Origin of the sequence: Rhodoferax sp. (assembly GCF_034520025.1) — a bacterium.
In the GTDB taxonomy this organism is placed as follows: Bacteria; Pseudomonadota; Gammaproteobacteria; order Burkholderiales; family Burkholderiaceae_C; genus Allorhodoferax.
On record NZ_JAXHNZ010000001.1, the window covers coordinates 853,182 to 871,758 of the forward strand.

Annotated in this window: 23 protein-coding genes, 1 tRNA gene and 3 pseudogenes; 22 read left to right on the forward strand and 5 right to left on the reverse strand. The window is 55.9% G+C overall.

Annotated elements, in window-relative coordinates:
* Nucleotides 1–7: 7 nt before the first annotated feature.
* From U5L73_RS04025 to U5L73_RS04040, 4 genes and pseudogenes are all read right to left on the reverse strand, one after another.
* Nucleotides 8–1,576, reverse strand: a pseudogene (locus U5L73_RS04025) (DUF1800 domain-containing protein).
* Between the two features lie 50 nt (nt 1,577–1,626).
* Nucleotides 1,627–2,442: a pyrroline-5-carboxylate reductase gene (proC, locus tag U5L73_RS04030; RefSeq protein ID WP_322561152.1), complete on the reverse strand. Its 816-nt coding sequence runs from the start codon at nt 2,440–2,442 to the stop codon at nt 1,627–1,629.
* A 38-nt stretch (nt 2,443–2,480) separates the two neighbouring features.
* Complete coding sequence (glpK, locus tag U5L73_RS04035) at nt 2,481–3,971, reverse strand: glycerol kinase GlpK (RefSeq protein WP_322561153.1); 1,491 nt, start codon at nt 3,969–3,971, stop codon at nt 2,481–2,483.
* Between the two features lie 57 nt (nt 3,972–4,028).
* The gene (locus tag U5L73_RS04040) at nt 4,029–4,796 is read right to left on the reverse strand and encodes a DeoR/GlpR family DNA-binding transcription regulator (protein ID WP_313874937.1); all 768 of its coding nucleotides are present in this window, start codon (nt 4,794–4,796) and stop codon (nt 4,029–4,031) included.
* 159 nt (nt 4,797–4,955) lie between these two features.
* On the opposite strand from U5L73_RS04040, the pseudogene U5L73_RS04045 reads away from it, so the two are divergent.
* The 22 genes and pseudogenes from U5L73_RS04045 to U5L73_RS04150 form a co-directional block, all read left to right on the forward strand.
* Nucleotides 4,956–5,318, forward strand: a pseudogene (locus U5L73_RS04045) (ATP-binding cassette domain-containing protein); the annotation flags it as partial.
* Nucleotides 5,318–5,518: pseudogene (locus U5L73_RS04050) on the forward strand (carbohydrate ABC transporter substrate-binding protein); the annotation flags it as partial. The pseudogenes U5L73_RS04045 and U5L73_RS04050, both read left to right, overlap by 1 nt.
* 114 nt (nt 5,519–5,632) lie before the next feature.
* A complete protein-coding gene (locus U5L73_RS04055; RefSeq protein ID WP_322561154.1) occupies nt 5,633–7,240 on the forward strand; it encodes a glycerol-3-phosphate dehydrogenase/oxidase in 1,608 nt (535 codons plus the stop codon).
* Between the two features lie 183 nt (nt 7,241–7,423).
* Nucleotides 7,424–7,792, forward strand: a complete 369-nt coding sequence (rplN, locus tag U5L73_RS04060) for a 50S ribosomal protein L14 (protein ID WP_007861702.1) — start codon at nt 7,424–7,426, stop codon at nt 7,790–7,792.
* A 9-nt stretch (nt 7,793–7,801) separates the two neighbouring features.
* A complete protein-coding gene (gene rplX / locus U5L73_RS04065) occupies nt 7,802–8,122 on the forward strand; it encodes a 50S ribosomal protein L24 (RefSeq protein ID WP_087496064.1) in 321 nt (106 codons plus the stop codon).
* A gap of 2 nt (nt 8,123–8,124) precedes the next feature.
* Nucleotides 8,125–8,664, forward strand: a complete 540-nt coding sequence (gene rplE, locus U5L73_RS04070; protein WP_087496065.1) for a 50S ribosomal protein L5 — start codon at nt 8,125–8,127, stop codon at nt 8,662–8,664.
* Between the two features lie 8 nt (nt 8,665–8,672).
* Nucleotides 8,673–8,978 carry a 30S ribosomal protein S14 gene (rpsN, locus tag U5L73_RS04075; RefSeq protein WP_322561155.1) on the forward strand — a complete coding sequence of 102 codons (306 nt, stop codon included), beginning with the start codon at nt 8,673–8,675 and terminating at the stop codon, nt 8,976–8,978.
* A gap of 18 nt (nt 8,979–8,996) precedes the next feature.
* A complete protein-coding gene (rpsH, locus tag U5L73_RS04080; RefSeq protein WP_313882536.1) occupies nt 8,997–9,392 on the forward strand; it encodes a 30S ribosomal protein S8 in 396 nt (131 codons plus the stop codon).
* A gap of 20 nt (nt 9,393–9,412) precedes the next feature.
* The gene (rplF, locus tag U5L73_RS04085; protein ID WP_322561156.1) at nt 9,413–9,946 is read left to right on the forward strand and encodes a 50S ribosomal protein L6; all 534 of its coding nucleotides are present in this window, start codon (nt 9,413–9,415) and stop codon (nt 9,944–9,946) included.
* A gap of 11 nt (nt 9,947–9,957) precedes the next feature.
* On the forward strand, nt 9,958–10,323 hold the full coding sequence (gene rplR / locus U5L73_RS04090) for a 50S ribosomal protein L18 (protein WP_313882537.1): 366 nt from the start codon (nt 9,958–9,960) through the stop codon (nt 10,321–10,323).
* 17 nt (nt 10,324–10,340) lie between these two features.
* On the forward strand, nt 10,341–10,865 hold the full coding sequence (gene rpsE, locus U5L73_RS04095) for a 30S ribosomal protein S5 (RefSeq protein ID WP_313874948.1): 525 nt from the start codon (nt 10,341–10,343) through the stop codon (nt 10,863–10,865).
* A gap of 13 nt (nt 10,866–10,878) precedes the next feature.
* Nucleotides 10,879–11,061: a 50S ribosomal protein L30 gene (gene rpmD, locus U5L73_RS04100; protein ID WP_087496071.1), complete on the forward strand. Its 183-nt coding sequence runs from the start codon at nt 10,879–10,881 to the stop codon at nt 11,059–11,061.
* Nucleotides 11,062–11,071: 10 nt separating this feature from the next.
* A complete protein-coding gene (gene rplO, locus U5L73_RS04105; RefSeq protein WP_313874949.1) occupies nt 11,072–11,503 on the forward strand; it encodes a 50S ribosomal protein L15 in 432 nt (143 codons plus the stop codon).
* A gap of 20 nt (nt 11,504–11,523) precedes the next feature.
* Nucleotides 11,524–12,834 (forward strand): preprotein translocase subunit SecY, encoded by a 1,311-nt coding sequence (gene secY, locus U5L73_RS04110; protein WP_313874950.1) that lies wholly within the window; start codon nt 11,524–11,526, stop codon nt 12,832–12,834.
* 131 nt (nt 12,835–12,965) lie between these two features.
* Nucleotides 12,966–13,079, forward strand: a complete 114-nt coding sequence (gene rpmJ / locus U5L73_RS04115) for a 50S ribosomal protein L36 (RefSeq protein WP_012348927.1) — start codon at nt 12,966–12,968, stop codon at nt 13,077–13,079.
* A 24-nt stretch (nt 13,080–13,103) separates the two neighbouring features.
* Nucleotides 13,104–13,469: a 30S ribosomal protein S13 gene (rpsM, locus tag U5L73_RS04120; RefSeq protein WP_087496073.1), complete on the forward strand. Its 366-nt coding sequence runs from the start codon at nt 13,104–13,106 to the stop codon at nt 13,467–13,469.
* Between the two features lie 19 nt (nt 13,470–13,488).
* Nucleotides 13,489–13,893: a 30S ribosomal protein S11 gene (gene rpsK, locus U5L73_RS04125; RefSeq protein ID WP_029706489.1), complete on the forward strand. Its 405-nt coding sequence runs from the start codon at nt 13,489–13,491 to the stop codon at nt 13,891–13,893.
* 81 nt (nt 13,894–13,974) lie between these two features.
* Nucleotides 13,975–14,598 (forward strand): 30S ribosomal protein S4, encoded by a 624-nt coding sequence (gene rpsD, locus U5L73_RS04130; protein WP_322561157.1) that lies wholly within the window; start codon nt 13,975–13,977, stop codon nt 14,596–14,598.
* A 106-nt stretch (nt 14,599–14,704) separates the two neighbouring features.
* On the forward strand, nt 14,705–15,694 hold the full coding sequence (locus U5L73_RS04135; RefSeq protein ID WP_313882538.1) for a DNA-directed RNA polymerase subunit alpha: 990 nt from the start codon (nt 14,705–14,707) through the stop codon (nt 15,692–15,694).
* 80 nt (nt 15,695–15,774) lie between these two features.
* Complete coding sequence (gene rplQ / locus U5L73_RS04140) at nt 15,775–16,170, forward strand: 50S ribosomal protein L17 (RefSeq protein ID WP_322561158.1); 396 nt, start codon at nt 15,775–15,777, stop codon at nt 16,168–16,170.
* 22 nt (nt 16,171–16,192) lie between these two features.
* Nucleotides 16,193–16,269, forward strand: a tRNA-Met gene (locus U5L73_RS04145).
* A 452-nt stretch (nt 16,270–16,721) separates the two neighbouring features.
* A complete protein-coding gene (locus U5L73_RS04150; RefSeq protein ID WP_322561159.1) occupies nt 16,722–17,522 on the forward strand; it encodes a hypothetical protein in 801 nt (266 codons plus the stop codon).
* Nucleotides 17,523–17,524: 2 nt separating this feature from the next.
* Here the strand turns inward: U5L73_RS04150 and U5L73_RS04155 are convergent, their stop codons facing one another.
* On the reverse strand, nt 17,525–18,502 hold the full coding sequence (locus tag U5L73_RS04155) for a sodium-dependent bicarbonate transport family permease (RefSeq protein ID WP_322561160.1): 978 nt from the start codon (nt 18,500–18,502) through the stop codon (nt 17,525–17,527).
* Between the last annotated feature and the right edge of the window lie 75 nt (nt 18,503–18,577).

Below are 18,577 nucleotides of genomic sequence, written 5' to 3' on the forward strand. Positions count from 1 at the left end.
TGTAGCCTTATCGGCGCATGGATTCCGGGGCCGCTAGTAAGAAGGTATTCCACTCTTGCGGCGAGTTGGCCTGGTCGAGTGCTGCGCGGGTGGCGTTGCTCAGGCCGCTTTGGATGGCCTGGTAATACAGTGCGTTGGCCAGCTGGGGGAATGCGGCTCTTTCGGTCGCTTGCGGGCCGTCGGTTTTAAAGAGGCCCGCGCTACCGGAGCCAATCGCCTTGGCAATTTCAAACCGGGTGGTGAGCTGGCCGGCGCTGTCCCACGCGCTGGCGACCAGGGGGTAGCCGTCAGGCGTTTGGCGGCCGTAGAGCGGTTGCCCCATGCGGTTGATCCAGTTGAGTACCGGGCCAACGTTGAGCACCGCTTTGTCGTCATACGCCAGCCGTACCGAGGACAGCACATAGCGCATCGGATCCTTGAATTTAGCGGGGCGGGCGTTGGTAAATTCCGGTGCGGTGAACAGCGTTTCCAGTACGCGGGCTATCTGGCCATCGGTCGCTCTCCAAGTGGCTGCCATGCTGTCCACAAGCGCTTGGGGCGGCGTGTCAGACAGCCAGAAGGTTGCCAGTTTGCGGCTCACAAACCGGGCCGTCGCCGGGTGGCGTGCCAGCAGGTCCAGCGCCTGCTCTATTTCGGCCAGACCCTCGCCGGTGATGGCTTGGCCCAGCAGGGCCTTGGGCCCTGTGTCGTGTCGTTAGGGATTGAATTCAAAAATACCCTTGCGCACATACAAGCGGTTTAACTCTTTGCGCAGGTTGGGGTTGCCGCTGTTCATGTTGACGCCCAGCCCGGTGAGCACGCGGGCCAGTTCTTGCACGTCTTTCTGGGTGTAGCCGCCATCCACCCCCAGGGTGTGCAGCTCCATCAGCTCGCGGGCAAAGTTTTCGTTGATGCGGCCAGCGGCATTCTGGTCGTTGTCCAGATACCGCAGCATCGCCGGGTGGTAGCTCACTGTGCCGAGCAGATCGCGGAATCGCCCAAGGGCGTGCGGCCGCAGGGCACTGTCTTCATAGTCGCCCAGCATCGCCCGCAGGTTGTGCTTGCTGAGGTGCACATTGAAGTGGTTCAGCCAGAACCATGTCATTTGCTCTTGTACCTGCGCCGGGCTGTAGAGCGCCCGCAGCACATGGCGAGTAGCGGCTTCGCGGGCGAGGCGGTTGAGCTCTTGCTGGTAGGCCTGCTGGGCAGTTTTTTTGGCTACGTCGTCCCGCAGTGCATCGGCGTCTTTGCGCTGCTTCTCCATGGTGTGCACCAGATCGGTCAAGCCGGTCTGGCTGATGGTCATGGCGCTGACAGTAGCCTGTGCGCTCTGGGGCAGGCTGGCGCCTTGTGGTTGGAGTTGCTGCTGCAGCCAGCGCGCGCTGCCCTGTTGTTCCACCACCCGGGCGGTGGAGGTGTTGGCCCCCCAAGTGATGCGGTTCAGCCATTCATAACGGGCCTGCGCCGTGGGGGACGGCCCGTCGGCCACCCCACCCGATGGCAGGGGTGCGCAGCCGCTCAGAGAGAGCAGGGCAACACACAAGCCCCACAGGGGCACGAAGCGATGGAGTTGGGTGTCAGAGGGCATGCGCCACATCGTAGCGGCGTGGCCCCCGCTTCACCAACTGTTACATCGACAGGCGGCCCTCAGGCCTTGCCGAACTCCGCACCGAGTTCGCCGGCACGGTGGTGCGCGGCAAACAGGGCCTTGGCAAACAGGTCTTTCATGCCGCTTTCATCCATGCTGGTGATGGCCGCATAGGTGGTGCCGCCTTTGGAGGTCACTTTTGCGCGCAGGCTCTCGGGTGCTTCAGAGGAGGCGCGTGCCAGTTCGCCCGCGCCGATAAAGGTAGCCACGGCCAGTTGGTACGCCTGGTCGCGGTCGAGCCCCATGCGCACGCCCGCATCGGTCATGGCTTCCATGAAATAAAACATATAGGCCGGCCCGGAGCCGCTGAGGGCAGTGACTGCATCGAGCTGCGTTTCTGCCGTGAGCCAGACCGTGGCGCCGGTGGTGGCGATCACCTCGTTGGCCCAGTCTTTGTCTGCCTGGGTGACACCCGGGCGGCCAAAGAGAGCCGTGATCCCCTTGCCGATCAATGCCGGTGTATTGGGCATGGTGCGGATGATGCGCTCGCTACCCAGCCAAGCGGCAATGCTGTCTGTGGTGATGCCTGCGGCCACACTCAAATGGAGGGCTGTGCGGTTGTGGTTACTCACCGCCGCGGCGGCCTCTTTGAAGGTCTGGGGTTTGACCGCCCAGACGATCAGGTCTGCGCTGGCCAAAAATGCGCCGGCTTCGGGCTGCGGCTGCAGGCCGAAGTCGGTCTCGAGACGTGTGCGAGCTTCTGCCCAGGGTTCGACCACATCGATGTCTGCGGCCGAAAACCCTTGGCGGAGCAGCCCGCCGATGATGGCGCTGGCCATATTGCCGCCGCCGATGAATGCAATGCGCTTGCCCATGCTGAGTCCTGTGCGTTGAAAAGTCAGAGCGCCCGAGTTTAGAGGGTGGTCTGGCGCACTGCGTGCTCCCAGCGCTCCATCAGCTCCTTGGCGCGTGCGGGTGGCAGGGTGGGGAGGAAGCGGCGCTCGGCCTTCCACAGCTCGGTCAGCTCGTCCGTATTGCTGTACACGCCTGTAGTCAGGCCGGCCAGGTAGGCGGCCCCCAGGGCGGTGGTTTCGGTCACCGCCGGGCGCACGACCGGAATGCCCAAAAGGTCTGCCTGGAATTGCATCAGCAAGTCATTGACACACGCGCCCCCGTCCACCCGCAGCTCTGACACGGCAGCAGCGCCCGCACTGACGGCATCTCGACTCATGGCCTGCAAGAGTGCCGCGCTTTGGAATGCTATGCTTTCGAGAGCAGCTCGCGCAATGTGGGCGAGGGTGGAGCCCCTGGTAAGGCCTGTAATCGAGCCCCGTGCATCAGGCTTCCAGTAGGGTGCTCCCAGCCCGGTAAAGGCGGGCACCACGATCACGCCGCCTGAATCGGGCACGCTTTGCGCCAGGCTTTGCACTTCGCCGCTGCCCTGAATGGCGTGGAGCCCGTCGCGCAGCCACTGCACTACGGCACCTCCCACGAACACGCTGCCCTCTAACGCGTATTGGGGCTGGGTGTTGGCTTGGGCTGCGCTGGTGGTAATGAGTCCATTGCGCGAGGTCTGGAAGGTGCTGCCGGTGTGCATGAGCATGAAGCAGCCGGTGCCGTACGTGTTCTTGACCATGCCCGCTTTGAAGCAGGCTTGGCCGAACAGAGCGCTTTGCTGGTCACCCGCCACGCCACCGATCGGAATCGCATGGCCGAAGAGGCAGGGCACGACCTCGCCAAACAGGGAGGCCGAGGGTTGCACCGCGGGCATCAAGCTGGCCGGAATGTCGAGCGCTGCCAGCAAGTCGTCGTCCCACAGATTGGTGTGCACATTGAAGAGCATGGTGCGGGAGGCATTGCTCACGTCCGTCACGTGTACACGGCCCTCGGTCAGCTGCCAGATCAGCCAGCTGTCGATGGTGCCGAAGGCGAGCTCTCCGTGGGCAGCTTGGGCGCGTGCGCCGGGCACGTTGTCCAGAATCCACTTGAGCTTGGTGCCTGAAAAATACGCATCCACCAGGAGGCCGGTTTTGGTTTGGATGGTGTCGGCCAGCCCGCGCTCGCGCAAGTCGGCACAGGTGGGTTCTGCTCGCCGGTCCTGCCAGACGATGGCATGGTGGATGGGGACACCTTTTTTGCGATTCCACACCACCGTCGTCTCGCGCTGGTTGGTAATACCGATGGCCTTGACCTGCGCGGCGGTGATGCCGGCTTTGGCCAGTGCTTCACGTGCGGTGGCGAGCTGGATGCGCCAAATCTCTTGGGCATCGTGTTCGACCCAGCCGGGCTGGGGGTAGATTTGTTGCAGCTCCAACTGGGCCATGGCCACGGTTTGGCCCGCCTCGTCAAAGACGATGCTGCGGGAGCTAGAGGTGCCTTGGTCAAGCGCGAGGATGTAGGTCATAGGCGTAGGGTCAGAAAAGGTGGGGGTGCGGCAAAGCGCGTCGCTGTGGCGGTGGGCTCAGGCCTGAGCCACGTCGAGTCGTACTTGTGCTTCTTCGAGTAACGCAGGAAACGGCGCCGGTGGCTGTGCGTCGGTGAATAGTCGGTCAATTTGCGACAGCGTGGCGACTTCGACCATGGCGGGGCGGTTGAATTTGCTGATGTCGGCAGCAAGCCAGACCTCGCGGGCGTGGGAGATGATGGTTTGCGCCACCTTGACCTCGCGGTAGTCGTAGTCCCGCAGGGTGCCGTCAGACTCAATACCGGAAATGCCAATCAGCGCCAAATCCACCTTGAATTGGCGGATGAAATCCACCGCGGCCTCGCCCACGATGCCCTGGTCCCGGCCGCGCACCACGCCACCGACCACGATGACTTCGCAGCGCGGATTGGTGCTCAGGATGCTGGCCACATTCAGGTTGTTGGTGATGACCCGTAAGCCGGTGTGGTGCAGCAGGGCGCGGGCTACCGCCTCGGTGGTGGTGCCGATGTTCAGGATCAAGGAGCAGTCGTTGGGTACGGCTTGCGCCACTTGGCGGGCAATGCGCTGCTTGCCATCGGCGTTGAGGCTTTCGCGCTGTTGGTGGGCCAGGTTTTCTGTGGTGGAGCTCGGCACCCGGACGCCGCCATGAAAGCGGGCCAGCAAGCCCTCGTCTGCCAGGCGCTGTACGTCGCGGCGCACAGTTTGCAGCGTGACGCCCAGCGTGTCTGCCAATTCATCGACCGTCACCGTGCCTTTGGCCTGGACGACGGAGAGCAGTGTGAGTTGTCGGGGATTTGGATTCATGCGTATTTGTACCCCCAAAGCTTGTAGGCGCCCAGACTATAAAACGAATCAAAAGGAATTATTTCAGGGTAATCACCAAGAAAAAACGAATCAAAACGAACAATAATTTGCAAATTCGAAAATCTACGGATTCGCAATGCAACAAAAAAAGGTGGCGTGATGCAATTGAATCTCGAAAGCATCAGCAAGAAAGTCGGTCCGCAAACCTGGCTGTATGACATGACGCTCGCTCCACGCAGTGGTGCGGTGACGGTTCTGTTGGGCGCTACGCAAGCGGGCAAAACCAGCTTGATGCGCATCATGGCCGGCTTGGATGTGCCCACAGCCGGTGCCGTGCGTGTCGACGGTGTGGATGTCACCGGCATGCCTGTGCGGGAGCGCAACGTGGCCATGGTCTACCAGCAATTCATCAACTACCCCTCGCTCAAGGTGCGCGGCGAGAAAAACAAGGATCAGCGCGTCCGCGAGTTGGCGGAGGGCTTGGACCTCTGGATGCCACTGGACCACCAAGCATCGCAAATGAGACAGGTGGCGTGATGCATCGTCGGGAGCGCTCCGGTATGGCCTTGTGCCCACCCAAGTTGAACGCCAAGAGCAGCCCCGACAAGTGGCTGAGCGATAAGGGCGCCCCTTGGAAGAAGTTGGCAAACGAAAAGCAGAAGGGTGAAACCATCGCTTACGACACGCTGCTGAACGCCTGGAAAAATGGAAAAGTGCGTTAAGTCTTCATGAAGAAAAGGGCGGCAGGAGCGCAGGCCTTGCGACTTCAGTCGCCCTTTGCCCGTAGGCATGGGCGCAACAGAAATGCCTGAGAATCTGGATATTGAGTAAACCTTATGAGCGCCACCCCTTCAAGCAATACGACGACTCGAGCAGACTTGCTGAACCGTCTCGCAGAGCCTCACTCGTACGACATCGCCGTAGTTGGCGGGGGCGCAACCGGGCTCGGTGTTGCCTTGGATGCAGCAGCCAGGGGTTTTCGTGTGGTGCTGATCGAATCGCACGACTTTGCAAAAGGGACCTCTTCACGAGCGACCAAGCTTTTGCATGGCGGGGTGCGCTATTTGGCGCAGGGGAATATATCGCTGGTGCGCGAAGCGTTGCACGAGCGTACGACGCTATTGCGGAACGCGCCGCACCTTGCGCAGCCTTTGGCTTTTGTGATGCCCTCTTACAAGTGGTGGGAAACCCCCTTTTACGGAGCGGGGCTTACTGCCTACGATTTCCTCGCAGGCAAGGCGGGTTTGGGTAAAACGGAGTTTTTAAGCGCGGCGGAGACTCAGCGCCTGGTACCCCGGGTAGCGCCTGCCGGCCTCAAAGGAGGCGTGAAGTATTGGGATGGCCAGTTTGATGACGCCCGTCTCGCACTGTCAATTGCGCGGACTGCAGCGTCAAAGGGGGCGCTTTTGATTAATTATTGCGCTGCCAAGTCTTTGACTTATGTGGACGGAAAGATCGCCGGCCTCGAATGTGAAGACACCTTGAGTGGTCGGCAGTTCTCTATCTCTGCCAGATGTGTGGTGAACGCTACCGGCGTTTGGGTCGATGGCCTCCGGGAAAAAGATGGCGCTGCGAATCCCAACGATGGCCGGAGCCCTACCAAACCTTTAGTCGCACCAAGTCAAGGCGTGCATATCGTTGTGGATCGCGAGTTTTTGGGGGGTGACACTGCTCTGATGGTGCCGAAGACACAAGACGGCCGGGTACTGTTCGCTGTGCCGTGGCTTGGGAAGGTGATTCTTGGCACCACGGATACGCCGCGAGCAGACCTCGATCGAGAGCCAAAGCCCTTCAAAGAGGAATTGGACTTCATATTAAGAGAGTCGGCACGGTATTTGACCAAAGCACCTGCCCACTCGGATATCCGGAGCATCTGGGTTGGGCTTCGTCCATTGGTGAAATCGCAAGCCGATGATGGTGAGAACACCAAGACGATCAGTCGTGAGCATACGGTCCTGGTGAGTCGCAGTGGCTTGGTAACGGTCACGGGCGGTAAATGGACGACGTACCGCGCCATGGCCGAGGACGTCTTGGCAAAATGTGCAGACCACCACCTGATTGACTCGCGCCCCGCGGGGGTGACCGAAAACCTGCGTTTGCAGGGGGCGCAGGGAGGCGAGGTCGCCCAAAGCGCTATGGCGGAACCGCAAGGCGCCCACTCTTATGGATGGGACTACGCAGCAGTACTGGCGCTTGAGGGTGCGCACAAGGAAATAGCACCAGGATTGACAGAGGCCATGGTGCGATACGCGGCCCGCTACGAATACGCAATTAAGGTGGAAGACGTACTGGCGCGCCGTTGCCGCATGTTGTTTTTGGATGCCCGATTGGCGGCATCGGTTGCATTGAGGGTTGCTGAAATCCTCGAGGGGGAGACCGGAATCTCGTCGGAGTGCCAAGAATTTGTAGCCTTGGCACTCCAATACATTGAAATTCCGGTTTAAAAGTAGTTGACGGCCGGCTTTAGGGCTGGCACAATAGTGGGCTTCGCTTGAAAAAGCTGAAGGTTCTGCCCAAATAGAAATCGTGCAAGTGGTTTGTGCGACGGATAGCGGGCCCAAGACTGACTTGGTTTTGTAGTTGCCAGTGTGGCAAAGCAGCTCCAGGTGCAAGTTGGGAATAATGAAATGATCCAAACTGAATCTCGACTGGAAGTTGCCGACAACACCGGCGCGAAATCCGTTCTCTGCATCAAGGTGCTGGGCGGGTCGAAGCGTCGCTATGCAAGCGTCGGCGACATCATCAAAGTTTCCATCAAAGAAGCTGCTCCACGTGGACGCGTCAAAAAAGGCGAAGTCTATAGTGCTGTAGTGGTTCGTACTGCCAAGGGCATCCGCCGTGGCGACGGTTCTTTGGTGAAATTCGACGGCAACGCAGCTGTGTTGCTCAACGCCAAGTTGGAGCCTATCGGCACCCGCATCTTCGGACCAGTGACCCGCGAACTGCGCACTGAAAAGTTCATGAAGATCGTGTCCTTGGCTCCTGAAGTTTTGTAAGGACGCGCCATGAACAAGATTCGCAAAGGCGACGAAGTCATCGTTATCGCAGGTCGCGATAAGGGTAAGCGCGGAGTGATCTCCTTGCGCGCTGACGACTCTCACGTAGTCGTTGAGGGCATCAACTTGGTGAAAAAGCACACCAAGCCAAACCCCATGAAGGGCACAACCGGCGGCATCGTTGAAAAAACAATGCCTATTCACCAGTCCAACGTTGCCATCTTCAATGCGGCAACCGGTAAGGCTGACCGTGTTGGTATCAAGGTGCTGGCTGACGGCAAACGCGTTCGCGTTTACAAGTCCAGCGGCGAAGAAATCAAGGTGGCATAAACATGGCACGTCTACAACAACACTACCGCGAAAAAGTGGCGCCTGAGTTGACAGCCAAGTTTGGCTACACCTCGCCTATGCAAGTGCCACGTTTGACTAAAATCACCCTGAACATGGGTGTGAGCGAAGCCGTTGCCGACAAGAAGGTCATGGATCACGCTGTGTCCGACCTGACCAAGATCGCAGGCCAGAAGCCCGTGGTGACCAAGTCCAAGAAAGCTATCGCTGGTTTCAAGATCCGCGAAGGCCAAGCGATTGGTTGCATGGTGACTCTGCGTGGCGTTCAGATGTACGAATTCCTGGATCGTTTCGTGACCGTGGCGCTGCCCCGAGTTCGTGACTTCCGTGGTATTTCTGGTCGTGCTTTCGATGGCCGTGGTAACTACAACATCGGCGTCAAAGAGCAGATCATTTTCCCTGAGATTGAATATGACAAGGTTGATGCCTTGCGCGGCCTCAATATCAGCATCACCACGACGGCTAAGACAGACGAAGAGTGCAAGGCACTGCTCGCTGGCTTCCGCTTCCCGTTCAAGAACTGAGGTGACCTGTGGCTAAAATGGCTTTAATCGAGCGCGAGCTCAAGCGCGACAAGTTGGCTGCTAAGTACGCTAAGAAACATGCGGAACTGAAGGCTATCGCTGGTGACGCAAAACGTTCTGACGAAGAGCGTGCTGCAGCCCGTCTGGGTCTGCAAAAGTTGCCCCGTAATGCAAACCCCACTCGCCAGCGCAACCGCTGCTCCATCACGGGTCGTCCCCGTGGGACGTTCCAGCACTTCGGTCTGGCTCGCGCGAAGATCCGTGAAATGGCATTTGCTGGCGAGATCCCCGGCATTGTCAAGGCCAGCTGGTAAGCGATAGGAGAACTGAACATGAGTATGAGTGATCCAATCGCCGACCTGTTGACACGCATTCGCAATGCACAAATGGTTGCGAAGACAACGGTGTCCGTGCCTTCTTCCAAAGTGAAGATCGCAATTGCACAAGTGTTGAAAGAAGAAGGCTACATTGATGGCTTCAAGGTTTCCACCGAAGGTGGCAAAGCCGAGTTGCAAATCGCCTTGAAATATTACGCCGGTCGCCCTGTGATCGAACGTATTGAGCGTGTGAGCCGTCCTGGCCTGCGCGTTTACCGCGGCAGCGAAGCAATTCCTCAAGTCCAAAATGGCTTGGGTGTTGCTATCGTGACTACACCCAAGGGTGTTATGACAGATCGCAAAGCGCGCGCTTCCGGTGTCGGTGGCGAAGTGCTGTGCTACGTCGCTTAACGCTACAGGAGTAATAAACAATGTCCCGCGTAGGCAAACTCCCCGTCACCGTTCCTGCAGGTGTTGAAGTGTCCATTCAAGCTGGTCAAATCAGCGTGAAAGGTACTGGCGGCACCCTGCAATTGGCTCAAAACAGCCTGGTGAATATCCAAAATGAAGCTGGCAAGCTCAGCTTTAAACCCGCAAGCGACTCTCGTGAAGCTGACGCAATGACTGGCACCTTCCGCCAGTTGGTCAACAACATGGTCGTTGGCGTTACCAAAGGCTTCGAGCGTAAGCTGAGCCTGATTGGTGTGGGTTACAAGGCGCAAGCAACAGGCACCAAGTTGAACTTGGCTGTCGGTTACTCGCACCCGGTAAATCTTGAAATGCCTTCCGGCATTTCTGTTGCCACACCGACACCTACTGAAATCTTGATCAAAGGTGCTGACCGCCAACGTGTGGGTCAGATCGCCGCTGAGATCCGTGCTATTCGCCCACCTGAGCCCTACAAGGGCAAGGGTATCCGTTACGCGGATGAGAAGATCACGATCAAAGAAACGAAGAAGAAATAAGGAGCTGCATCATGTTGACCAAAAAAGAGCAGCGTCTTCGTCGGGCACGTCAGACCCGCATCCGTATTGCAACGCAAGGCGTAGCACGTTTGACCGTGACACGTACAAACCTGCACATCTATGCCAGCGTTATCTCCGGCGACGGCGGCAAAGTGATTGCCTGCGCATCAACTGCTGAAGCAGAAGTTCGCAAGTCCCTCGGTGCAACTGGCAAAGGCGGAAACGTCGCAGCAGCACAAATCATCGGTAAGCGCGTCGCTGAAAAAGCGAAGGCAGCTGGCGTTGAAAAGGTGGCGTTTGACCGTTCCGGTTTCGCCTACCACGGTCGCGTCAAGGCGTTGGCTGATGCCGCGCGTGAAGCTGGCTTGCAGTTCTAAGCAGATCGGAAATTAAGATGGCTAAAGTTCAAGCAAAAATGCAAGGTAAGGCCGAGGGTCCTGAGGACGGTCTGCGCGAAAAGATGATCGCGATCAACCGCGTGACCAAAGTCGTGAAAGGCGGCCGTATTCTCGGTTTCGCTGCTCTGACTGTGGTCGGTGATGGTGATGGTCGTATTGGTATGGGTAAGGGCAAGTCCAAGGAAGTGCCTGCAGCAGTGCAGAAAGCCATGGAAGAAGCTCGCCGTAACATGATCAAGGTAACGTTGAAGAATGGCTCTATCCATCACAAAGTGATGGGTCACCATGGCGCAGCAAGCGTGATGATGGCTCCAGCACCAAAGGGTACGGGCATCATCGCCGGCGGTCCAATGCGTGCCGTTTTCGAAGTCGTGGGCATCACTGACATCGTAGCCAAGAGCCACGGCTCTTCCAACCCTTACAACATGGTTCGTGCAACCTTGGATGCTTTGTCTGTGTCGACGACACCAGCTGAAGTAGCAGCCAAGCGCGGCAAGACGGTTGAAGAGATCTTCGCTTAATCGAGGACTTCAAATGACTACACAACAAACTGTGAAGATCCAATTGGTGCGTAGCCCAATTGGTACCAAAGAGTCCCATCGCGCCACTGTGCGCGGACTGGGTCTGCGCAAGCTCAACAGTGTTAGCGAGTTGCAAGACACGCCAGCAGTGCGCGGAATGATTAACAAGATCAGCTACCTGGTCAAGGTGCTTTAAGAGGTTGATGATGGAACTGAATAACATCAAGCCCGCTGAAGGTGCCAAGCACGCTAAGCGTCGCGTCGGTCGCGGCATCGGTTCTGGTCTTGGTAAGACTGCTGGTCGCGGTCACAAAGGTCAGAAGTCACGTTCCGGCGGATACCACAAAGTCGGTTTCGAAGGCGGTCAGATGCCTATGCATCGCCGTTTGCCCAAGCGTGGCTTCAAGTCTCATCTCTTGAAGTTCAATGCAGAGATCACTTTGACCGCTTTGGAAGCCCTTGGCTTGGAAGAAGTCAACTTGGTGGCTCTAAAGCAAGCTGGCGCTGTTGGTGAATTGGCCAAGGTGGTGAAAGTCATCAATACCGGTGCAATTACTAAAGCCGTTAAGCTAAGCGGAATCGGTGCTACAGCTGCAGCCAAGGCTGCAATTGAAGCTGCCGGCGGCGCAGTCGCTTAATTAGCACGCGAAAGTAACTAGTGGCTACAAACGCAGCACAAACAGCCAAGGCAGGCAAGTTCGGTGACCTCCGTCGCCGGCTTGTTTTCTTGTTGTTGGCGCTCGTGGTCTACCGCTTGGGGGCACACATTCCTGTCCCCGGTATTGATCCGGCCCAATTGCAGCAGTTATTCAAGGGTCAGCAAGGCGGCATATTGAGTCTATTCAATATGTTTTCCGGCGGAGCTTTGTCGCGCTTCACAATTTTCGCTCTGGGCATCATGCCCTACATCTCTGCTTCGATCATCATGCAGTTGCTCACTTACGTGTTGCCTGCGTTTGAGCAGTTGAAGAAAGAGGGCGAAGGTGGTCGTCGTAAGATTACCCAGTACACCCGCTACGGCACTTTAGGGTTGGCGTTATTCCAGTCCTTGGGCATTGCGGTGGCGTTGGAAGCGTCTGCAGGATTGGTCATTTCGCCTGGCTTTGGCTTTCGCATGACTACGGTAGTGACCTTAACAGCAGGAACCATGTTCTTGATGTGGTTGGGTGAGCAAATCACTGAGCGTGGGCTGGGGAACGGAATTTCGATTCTGATCTTCGGTGGGATCGCTGCAGGTTTGCCAAGCGCCGTGGGTGGTCTTCTTGAGCTTGTCCGCACAGGCTCCATGGGCCCGATCGTTGCAATGCTTATCGTTGTGGTTGTTGCGTTAGTTACCTACTTTGTGGTGTTCGTAGAGCGTGGGCAACGGAAGATTCTTGTGAACTATGCTCGCCGCCAAGTCGGCAACAAGGTTTACGGTGGTCAGTCGTCCCATTTGCCTTTGAAGCTGAATATGGCGGGCGTTATTCCTCCGATTTTTGCTTCTTCGATCATTTTGCTGCCCGCCACGATTGCAAACTGGTTTAGCTCTGGTGAATCAATGCGGTGGCTCAAAGATATCGCGGCGACATTGAGCCCTGGTCAGCCTGTCTATGTAATGTTGTATGCGGCTGCCATCGTATTCTTCTGCTTCTTCTACACAGCGCTTGTTTTTAACAGCCGTGAGACAGCAGATAACTTGAAGAAGAGCGGAGCGTTTATCCCCGGGATCCGTCCTGGTGATCAGACTGCAAAGTACATCGACAAGATTTTGGTACGGTTGACGCTGGCTGGTGCGATCTACATTACCTTTGTGTGTTTGTTGCCGGAGTTCTTGATCCTGAAGTACAACGTCCCGTTTTATTTCGGTGGAACCTCGTTAATGATTATTGTTGTGGTCACTATGGATTTCATGGCTCAAGTTCAGAACTACATGATGTCCCAGCAATACGAGTCACTGCTGAAAAAGGCGAACTTCAAGGCGTCTTGAGTCAGGTAGTTCATAGTTGAAATGAAGCCTGACCAGCCTGGCTGGAACGGTAGATGTTTTAGTATCAAGTTATAGCGCTTGTTCCGCGCGATTCAAAGTCGGAACTTGGCGAAGAGTTTTAGGAGAAGAAAATGAAAGTTTCGGCTTCGGTCAAGAAAATTTGCCGCAACTGCAAAATCATCCGACGCAAAGGCGTTGTGCGTGTGATCTGTACAGATCCACGTCACAAGCAGCGTCAGGGTTAATTGCAAGAGTTTTAGAGGACGAAAATGGCACGTATTGCTGGCATCAACATTCCGCCGCACCAACATTCTGAAATTGGCTTGACTGCCATCTTTGGTATTGGACGCACCCGCGCACGCAAGATCTGCGAAGCTTGTGGCATCGCTTATTCGAAGAAGGTCAAAGATTTGACTGACTCCGATCTTGAGAAGATCCGCGACCAAATCGCTCAGTTTACAATCGAGGGGGATCTGCGCCGCGAAACAACGATGAACATCAAGCGTTTGATGGACATCGGTTGCTATCGTGGATTCCGTCACCGCCGCGGTTTGCCGATGCGCGGTCAGCGCACACGTACCAACGCACGTACACGCAAAGGCCCACGTAAGGCTGCTGCGTCTTTGAAGAAATAATAGGGATTGAGAGACCACTATGGCAAAGGCTCCCGCTAATAACGCAGCACAACGTGTTCGCAAAAAGGTTCGCAAGAACGTTGCTGACGGCATTGCACACGTGCACGCTTCGTTCAACAACACCATCATCACCATTACGGACCGTCAAGGCAACGCTTTGTCCTGGGCCTCGTCCGGTGGTCAGGGTTTCAAGGGTTCGCGTAAATCCACTCCGTTCGCTGCTCAAGTAGCGTCAGAAGTGGCTGGTCGTGCAGCTCTGGAACAAGGCATTAAGAACCTCGACGTCGAGATCAAGGGCCCAGGCCCAGGTCGTGAGTCTTCGGTTCGTGCCTTGGCAGCATTGGGTATCCGCATCAATATGATTGCAGACGTTACCCCTGTGCCGCACAACGGTTGCCGCCCTCAAAAGCGCCGCCGTATCTAATCTCAACCAAGCCCACCGCCACCAACTTTTGTTGGTGGCTTGCGTGTTTCTACGCGTCAGATGACATAAAAGGAAGTTCAAGTGGCACGTTACCTCGGCCCCAAGGCCAAACTATCTCGCCGTGAAGGCACGGACTTGTTTCTGAAGAGCGCTCGTCGCTCTATCGCAGACAAGGCTAAATTCGACTCCAAACCAGGTCAGCACGGCCGCACTTCTGGTGCACGTACCTCTGATTACGGTTTGCAATTGCGCGAAAAGCAAAAAGTCAAACGTATGTACGGTGTTTTGGAGCGTCAGTTCCGCCGTTATTTTGCTGAAGCCGACCGTCGTCGCGGAAACACAGGCGCGAACCTGATGGTTTTGCTGGAGTCCCGTTTGGATAACGTGGTTTACCGTATGGGCTTCGGTTCTACACGTGCAGAAGCGCGTCAGCTGGTGTCTCACAAAGCGATGACCGTGAACGGCGCGCCTGTGAATATTCCTTCTTACATGGTAAAGGCTGGTGACGTTATCGCTGTTCGCGATAAGTCCAAAAAGCAAAACCGTATCGTTGAAGCTCTCCAGTTGGCCCAGCAAGTTGGCTTGCCAGCATGGGTGGAAGTGAACGTTGAGAAGACTGAAGGCACATTTAAAACTGTTCCTGACCGTGACCAGTTCGGGGCTGACATCAACGAATCGCTGATCGTTGAATTGTATTCCCGCTAATATTTTCGGGTTTTTGTAATCGTTCCTTTGCTACGGGGCACCGTGGCAAAGGTACTTCACCAGCCTTACCGATGTAACGAGTCGGGGGTATTGAGAGGAAGTTTGCATGCAAAACAATTTGTTGAAGCCAAAGTCGATCAGCGTTGAACAGCTTGGATTGAATCGCGCGAAGGTGGCCTTGGAGCCTTTCGAGCGCGGTTACGGACACACACTCGGAAATGCGCTGCGTCGTGTTCTGTTGTCGTCTATGCCAGGCTTTGCTGCGACAGAGGTGACAATCGCAGGCGTGTTGCATGAGTACTCTTCGATTGATGGTGTTCAAGAAGATGTTGTTAACATTTTGTTGAACCTCAAAGGCGTTGTCTTTAAGTTGCACAACCGCGAAGAAGTCACATTGAGTTTGCGTAAGGACAGCGAAGGTGTAGTCACTGCCGCTGACATCCAGACTCCACATGATGTAGAAATTATCAACCCTGAACACGTCATTGCGAACCTGTCACATGGTGGCAAGCTCGACATGCAGATCAAGGTTGAAAAAGGCCGCGGATACGTTCCGGGAAGCATGCGTCGCTATGCTGACGAGCCAAGCAAGTCCATTGGCCGTATTGTGTTGGATGCGTCTTTTTCTCCGGTTCGTCGCGTAAGCTACACAGTCGAGAGCGCTCGCGTAGAGCAACGCACTGACTTGGACAAACTCGTGGTCGAGATTGAGACCAACGGCGCAGTGACCGCTGAAGACGCCGTTCGCGCTTCCGCTAAAATCTTGGTCGAGCAATTGGCAGTGTTTGCCCAGCTCGAAGGCAGCGAATTGGATGCGTTTACTGCTCCAGTTCCTCGCGGCAACACGCAGTTCGATCCAATCTTGTTGCGCCCAGTGGATGAATTGGAACTCACTGTCCGCTCTGCGAACTGCTTGAAGGCCGAGAACATTTACTACATCGGGGACCTGATTCAGCGAACCGAAAACGAGTTGCTCAAAACGCCAAACTTGGGTCGTAAGTCCCTGAATGAGATCAAGGAAGTTTTGGCTTCCCGTGGTTTGACTCTGGGAATGAAGTTGGAAAGCTGGCCTCCAGCATCCCTCGAGAAGCGTTAATAAATTGAACCCTGCGAAGGGTTCCGTGCATCGGACAGTACCTGATACGGCTGTCTGTTAAATAACTGAAGGAAATTAAAATGCGTCACGGACACGGTTTACGTAAATTGAATCGCACTAGCTCACATCGTTTGGCGATGTTGCGCAACATGATGAACTCGCTTATTCAGCACGAGGCCATCAAAACTACAGTGCCTAAGGCCAAAGAGCTACGCCGCGTGGTGGAGCCTATGATCACTTTGGCTAAAGAAGCAACCGTTGCAAATCGCCGTTTGGCATTTGACCGTTTGCGCGACCGCGATAGCGTGACCAAGCTGTTTGACGTGCTTGGCCCCCGTTTCAAGGCTCGTCCTGGTGGTTACACGCGCATCTTGAAGATGGGTTTCCGCGTGGGTGACAACGCGCCTATGGCTTTGGTCGAATTAGTTGAACGTTCCGAAGAAGTTTCTGCAACTTCTGAAGAAACCAAGGTTTAATGAGTTATAATTAAAGCCTCGACGCGGAGTGGAGCAGCCTGGTAGCTCGTTGGGCTCATAACCCAAAGGTCGTTAGTTCAAATCTAGCCTCCGCAACCAATAGACACGTGGTGCACCACGGCAACAAAGGCTCACTTCGGTGGGCCTTTTTTGTTTATGGCACAATTTTGGGCCGTTTGAGGGGTTAGGGCTTCTGCTTTCCTCTCGACCAGTACTGCGTTCGCTTTCGCGGTATCCCGACCACAAGCTTGAATAGCTTGATTTTGAGAAGATAGATGGCCAAATCACCGACCAAAGACACCATCGTGAATGATGGTCTGAATTACAAGTCCAAAGCAGGAGGCTCACCGTTCCTTGAGTCCTCTTATCTCGGGGCCGCGACTATGTCTTGTTTTCTGTGTGGAAAGCATCGTTCACGTCAGTTCCTTAAAACACGTAAGTTGATCGGGAAGTCACACACCGTTTGTGCACCTTCCTGTAAGGAGCTGGCTGAGCAAGAAGCTAAGCAATAACATGCGTAAGCGCAAGCTTGTCCTTGGGCAAGGCTTCTGATGGTTTCCACTGGGCTCCAAGTGGTTCAAGACCGGCTTTCTGGTGAGCTTGAGCGCCTCTATGGCTTGCAGGCCTGTTCGGAGCCAAAGGAAGTCAGTCAAGGTGATTCCAGAGTTCTTTTTCTGCAACTGAGTAAGCCGAGCGAATGGTCATCTCTGGCGGTCTTATGGCACGCCTTCGTCAGTGAATGGGGCATGCCGGCCCCCGCTATCGCCGTTAATGGCCGCGATGGCATTCAGATTTGGTTTTCGTTATCCCAACCTGCTTCAAGTAGTACGTGCGAACGCTTTCTGATGGCGTTGCGTGAACGATTTCTGGACGAACTGCCCCAAGACCGGGTCGCTTGGTATCCGAGTTCTAAGCCTCTGAGCGAGCATGGTAATAGACTGTTTACCGCAGTGCCTGCCTGCATGTCGGGAACAGACCATTGGTCCGCCTTTGTTACGCGGGATTTAGCTGCAGTTTTCGGCGATGAGCCCTGGGTCGATGTTCCCCCGGTGCGCGACCAACAAGCCGAAATTCTTTCCCGGCTGTCGCCCATGACTCGGGCGCAGATGGACTTTGTGCTTGAGCAGCTGGACGCTACGAACTCTTTGGACCGAAGAGATCCGGCGACCTTTATAGTAGAACGCTCTGATGGGACAGACCGCCGAAACGGAGTGGACCCCCCGTCAGAATGGCGAGGACCTGCCGAATTCCTGTGGGCCGCCATGAACAACACGTCGCTCCCTATGGGCGAACGCATTGGAGCTGCAAAAGCGCTGCTGCCTTATTCTGAGAGCTATTGGAAACGGGGCTAGGTTCACGCGCCAGCGACTCGGAATGCAACGTACACGTATAGAGGGATTCCGATCACCAGATTGAGTGGAAGCGTAATACCCAATGACATGCCGAGGTACAAGGCTGAATTCGCCTCTGGCATGGAGTGTTTAAGCACCGCGGGCACGGCAATATAAGACGCACTCGCCGCGAGCACCATCAAAAGGGCCAAATCTCCGGCCTTGATTCCCAAGCCAAACCCCAGCAATAGCGCCAACGCGGCATGGACCAGCGGTGCGCTCAGGGCGTATACGTAGATCCACGGCGTCTGCCCCCTCAACTTGGGCAAGTTCCTGGCCGCGCTAACGCCCATGTCTAGCAAGAAAAACGCGAGCATTCCCTTGAACAGATTTCCGGTGAAGGGTTCCATGGCCAGCTTGCCTTCTTGACCCGTCAACAATCCAATTGCGATTGAGCCCAGGAGCAGAAATTGAGCGCCGTCCGTTAACGACTCATGGAGCACCCCTTTGAAGCCCATAGGTGCGACTGCCTGAGGCCCGGGATGGACGGCAAGCTTGCTCCGCATCTTGCTTGCCAGTGCAATCGCAAAAATGATCGCAGGGGACTCCATCAGCGCCATCGCGGCAGCCATGTGGCCACCAAAGGTAAGGTTGCGACCCTCCAGATACTGGATCGCGGTGATGAAGGTCACCGCACTGACGGAGCCGTAGGTGGCGGCTACGGCAGCCGCATCAAACGGCGCTATGAGCCTACGCATGAGCAAGAAGCTCAGTGCCGGAATGATCATCGCCAAGAGCAGGGCCAACCCCAGCGCCAACCCCACCTCGCTGCCAAAACCCGACTGAGAAAGTGCAAACCCCCCCTTCAAGCCGAGTGCCATCAGCAAATAGAGCGCAAGGAAGCGGGACACTTGGGGAGGAATCTCAAGGTTCGACTTCAGAAATCCAGCCGTCAAACCTAGCAAAAAAAACAAAATGGCCGGATCGAGTAAAGCTTGCATTGCACACCTACAGAAAGAGTCCTGCGATGGTACGAACAAGCATGCATAAGGCAAAATCAAAAATAATCGATTTGA

Bases quoted from the DNA above. Each gene is read 5' to 3' on its own strand.
- proC (WP_322561152.1), bottom strand. From the start codon at position 2,442: ATGGGCAAGCGCATTGCATTCATCGGCGGCGGCAATATGGCCAGCGCC.
- glpK (WP_322561153.1), bottom strand. From the start codon at position 3,971: ATGACCTACATCCTCGCGCTTGACCAAGGCACCTCTAGCTCCCGCAGC.
- U5L73_RS04040 (WP_313874937.1), bottom strand. From the start codon at position 4,796: ATGAATCCAAATCCCCGACAACTCACACTGCTCTCCGTCGTCCAGGCC.
- U5L73_RS04055 (WP_322561154.1), top strand. From the start codon at position 5,633: ATGAGCGCCACCCCTTCAAGCAATACGACGACTCGAGCAGACTTGCTG.
- rplN (WP_007861702.1), top strand. From the start codon at position 7,424: ATGATCCAAACTGAATCTCGACTGGAAGTTGCCGACAACACCGGCGCG.
- rplX (WP_087496064.1), top strand. From the start codon at position 7,802: ATGAACAAGATTCGCAAAGGCGACGAAGTCATCGTTATCGCAGGTCGC.
- rplE (WP_087496065.1), top strand. From the start codon at position 8,125: ATGGCACGTCTACAACAACACTACCGCGAAAAAGTGGCGCCTGAGTTG.
- rpsH (WP_313882536.1), top strand. From the start codon at position 8,997: ATGAGTATGAGTGATCCAATCGCCGACCTGTTGACACGCATTCGCAAT.
- rplF (WP_322561156.1), top strand. From the start codon at position 9,413: ATGTCCCGCGTAGGCAAACTCCCCGTCACCGTTCCTGCAGGTGTTGAA.
- rplR (WP_313882537.1), top strand. From the start codon at position 9,958: ATGTTGACCAAAAAAGAGCAGCGTCTTCGTCGGGCACGTCAGACCCGC.
- rpsE (WP_313874948.1), top strand. From the start codon at position 10,341: ATGGCTAAAGTTCAAGCAAAAATGCAAGGTAAGGCCGAGGGTCCTGAG.
- rpmD (WP_087496071.1), top strand. From the start codon at position 10,879: ATGACTACACAACAAACTGTGAAGATCCAATTGGTGCGTAGCCCAATT.
- rplO (WP_313874949.1), top strand. From the start codon at position 11,072: ATGGAACTGAATAACATCAAGCCCGCTGAAGGTGCCAAGCACGCTAAG.
- rpmJ (WP_012348927.1), top strand. From the start codon at position 12,966: ATGAAAGTTTCGGCTTCGGTCAAGAAAATTTGCCGCAACTGCAAAATC.
- rpsM (WP_087496073.1), top strand. From the start codon at position 13,104: ATGGCACGTATTGCTGGCATCAACATTCCGCCGCACCAACATTCTGAA.
- rpsK (WP_029706489.1), top strand. From the start codon at position 13,489: ATGGCAAAGGCTCCCGCTAATAACGCAGCACAACGTGTTCGCAAAAAG.
- U5L73_RS04135 (WP_313882538.1), top strand. From the start codon at position 14,705: ATGCAAAACAATTTGTTGAAGCCAAAGTCGATCAGCGTTGAACAGCTT.
- rplQ (WP_322561158.1), top strand. From the start codon at position 15,775: ATGCGTCACGGACACGGTTTACGTAAATTGAATCGCACTAGCTCACAT.
- U5L73_RS04150 (WP_322561159.1), top strand. From the start codon at position 16,722: ATGGTTTCCACTGGGCTCCAAGTGGTTCAAGACCGGCTTTCTGGTGAG.
- U5L73_RS04155 (WP_322561160.1), bottom strand. From the start codon at position 18,502: ATGCAAGCTTTACTCGATCCGGCCATTTTGTTTTTTTTGCTAGGTTTG.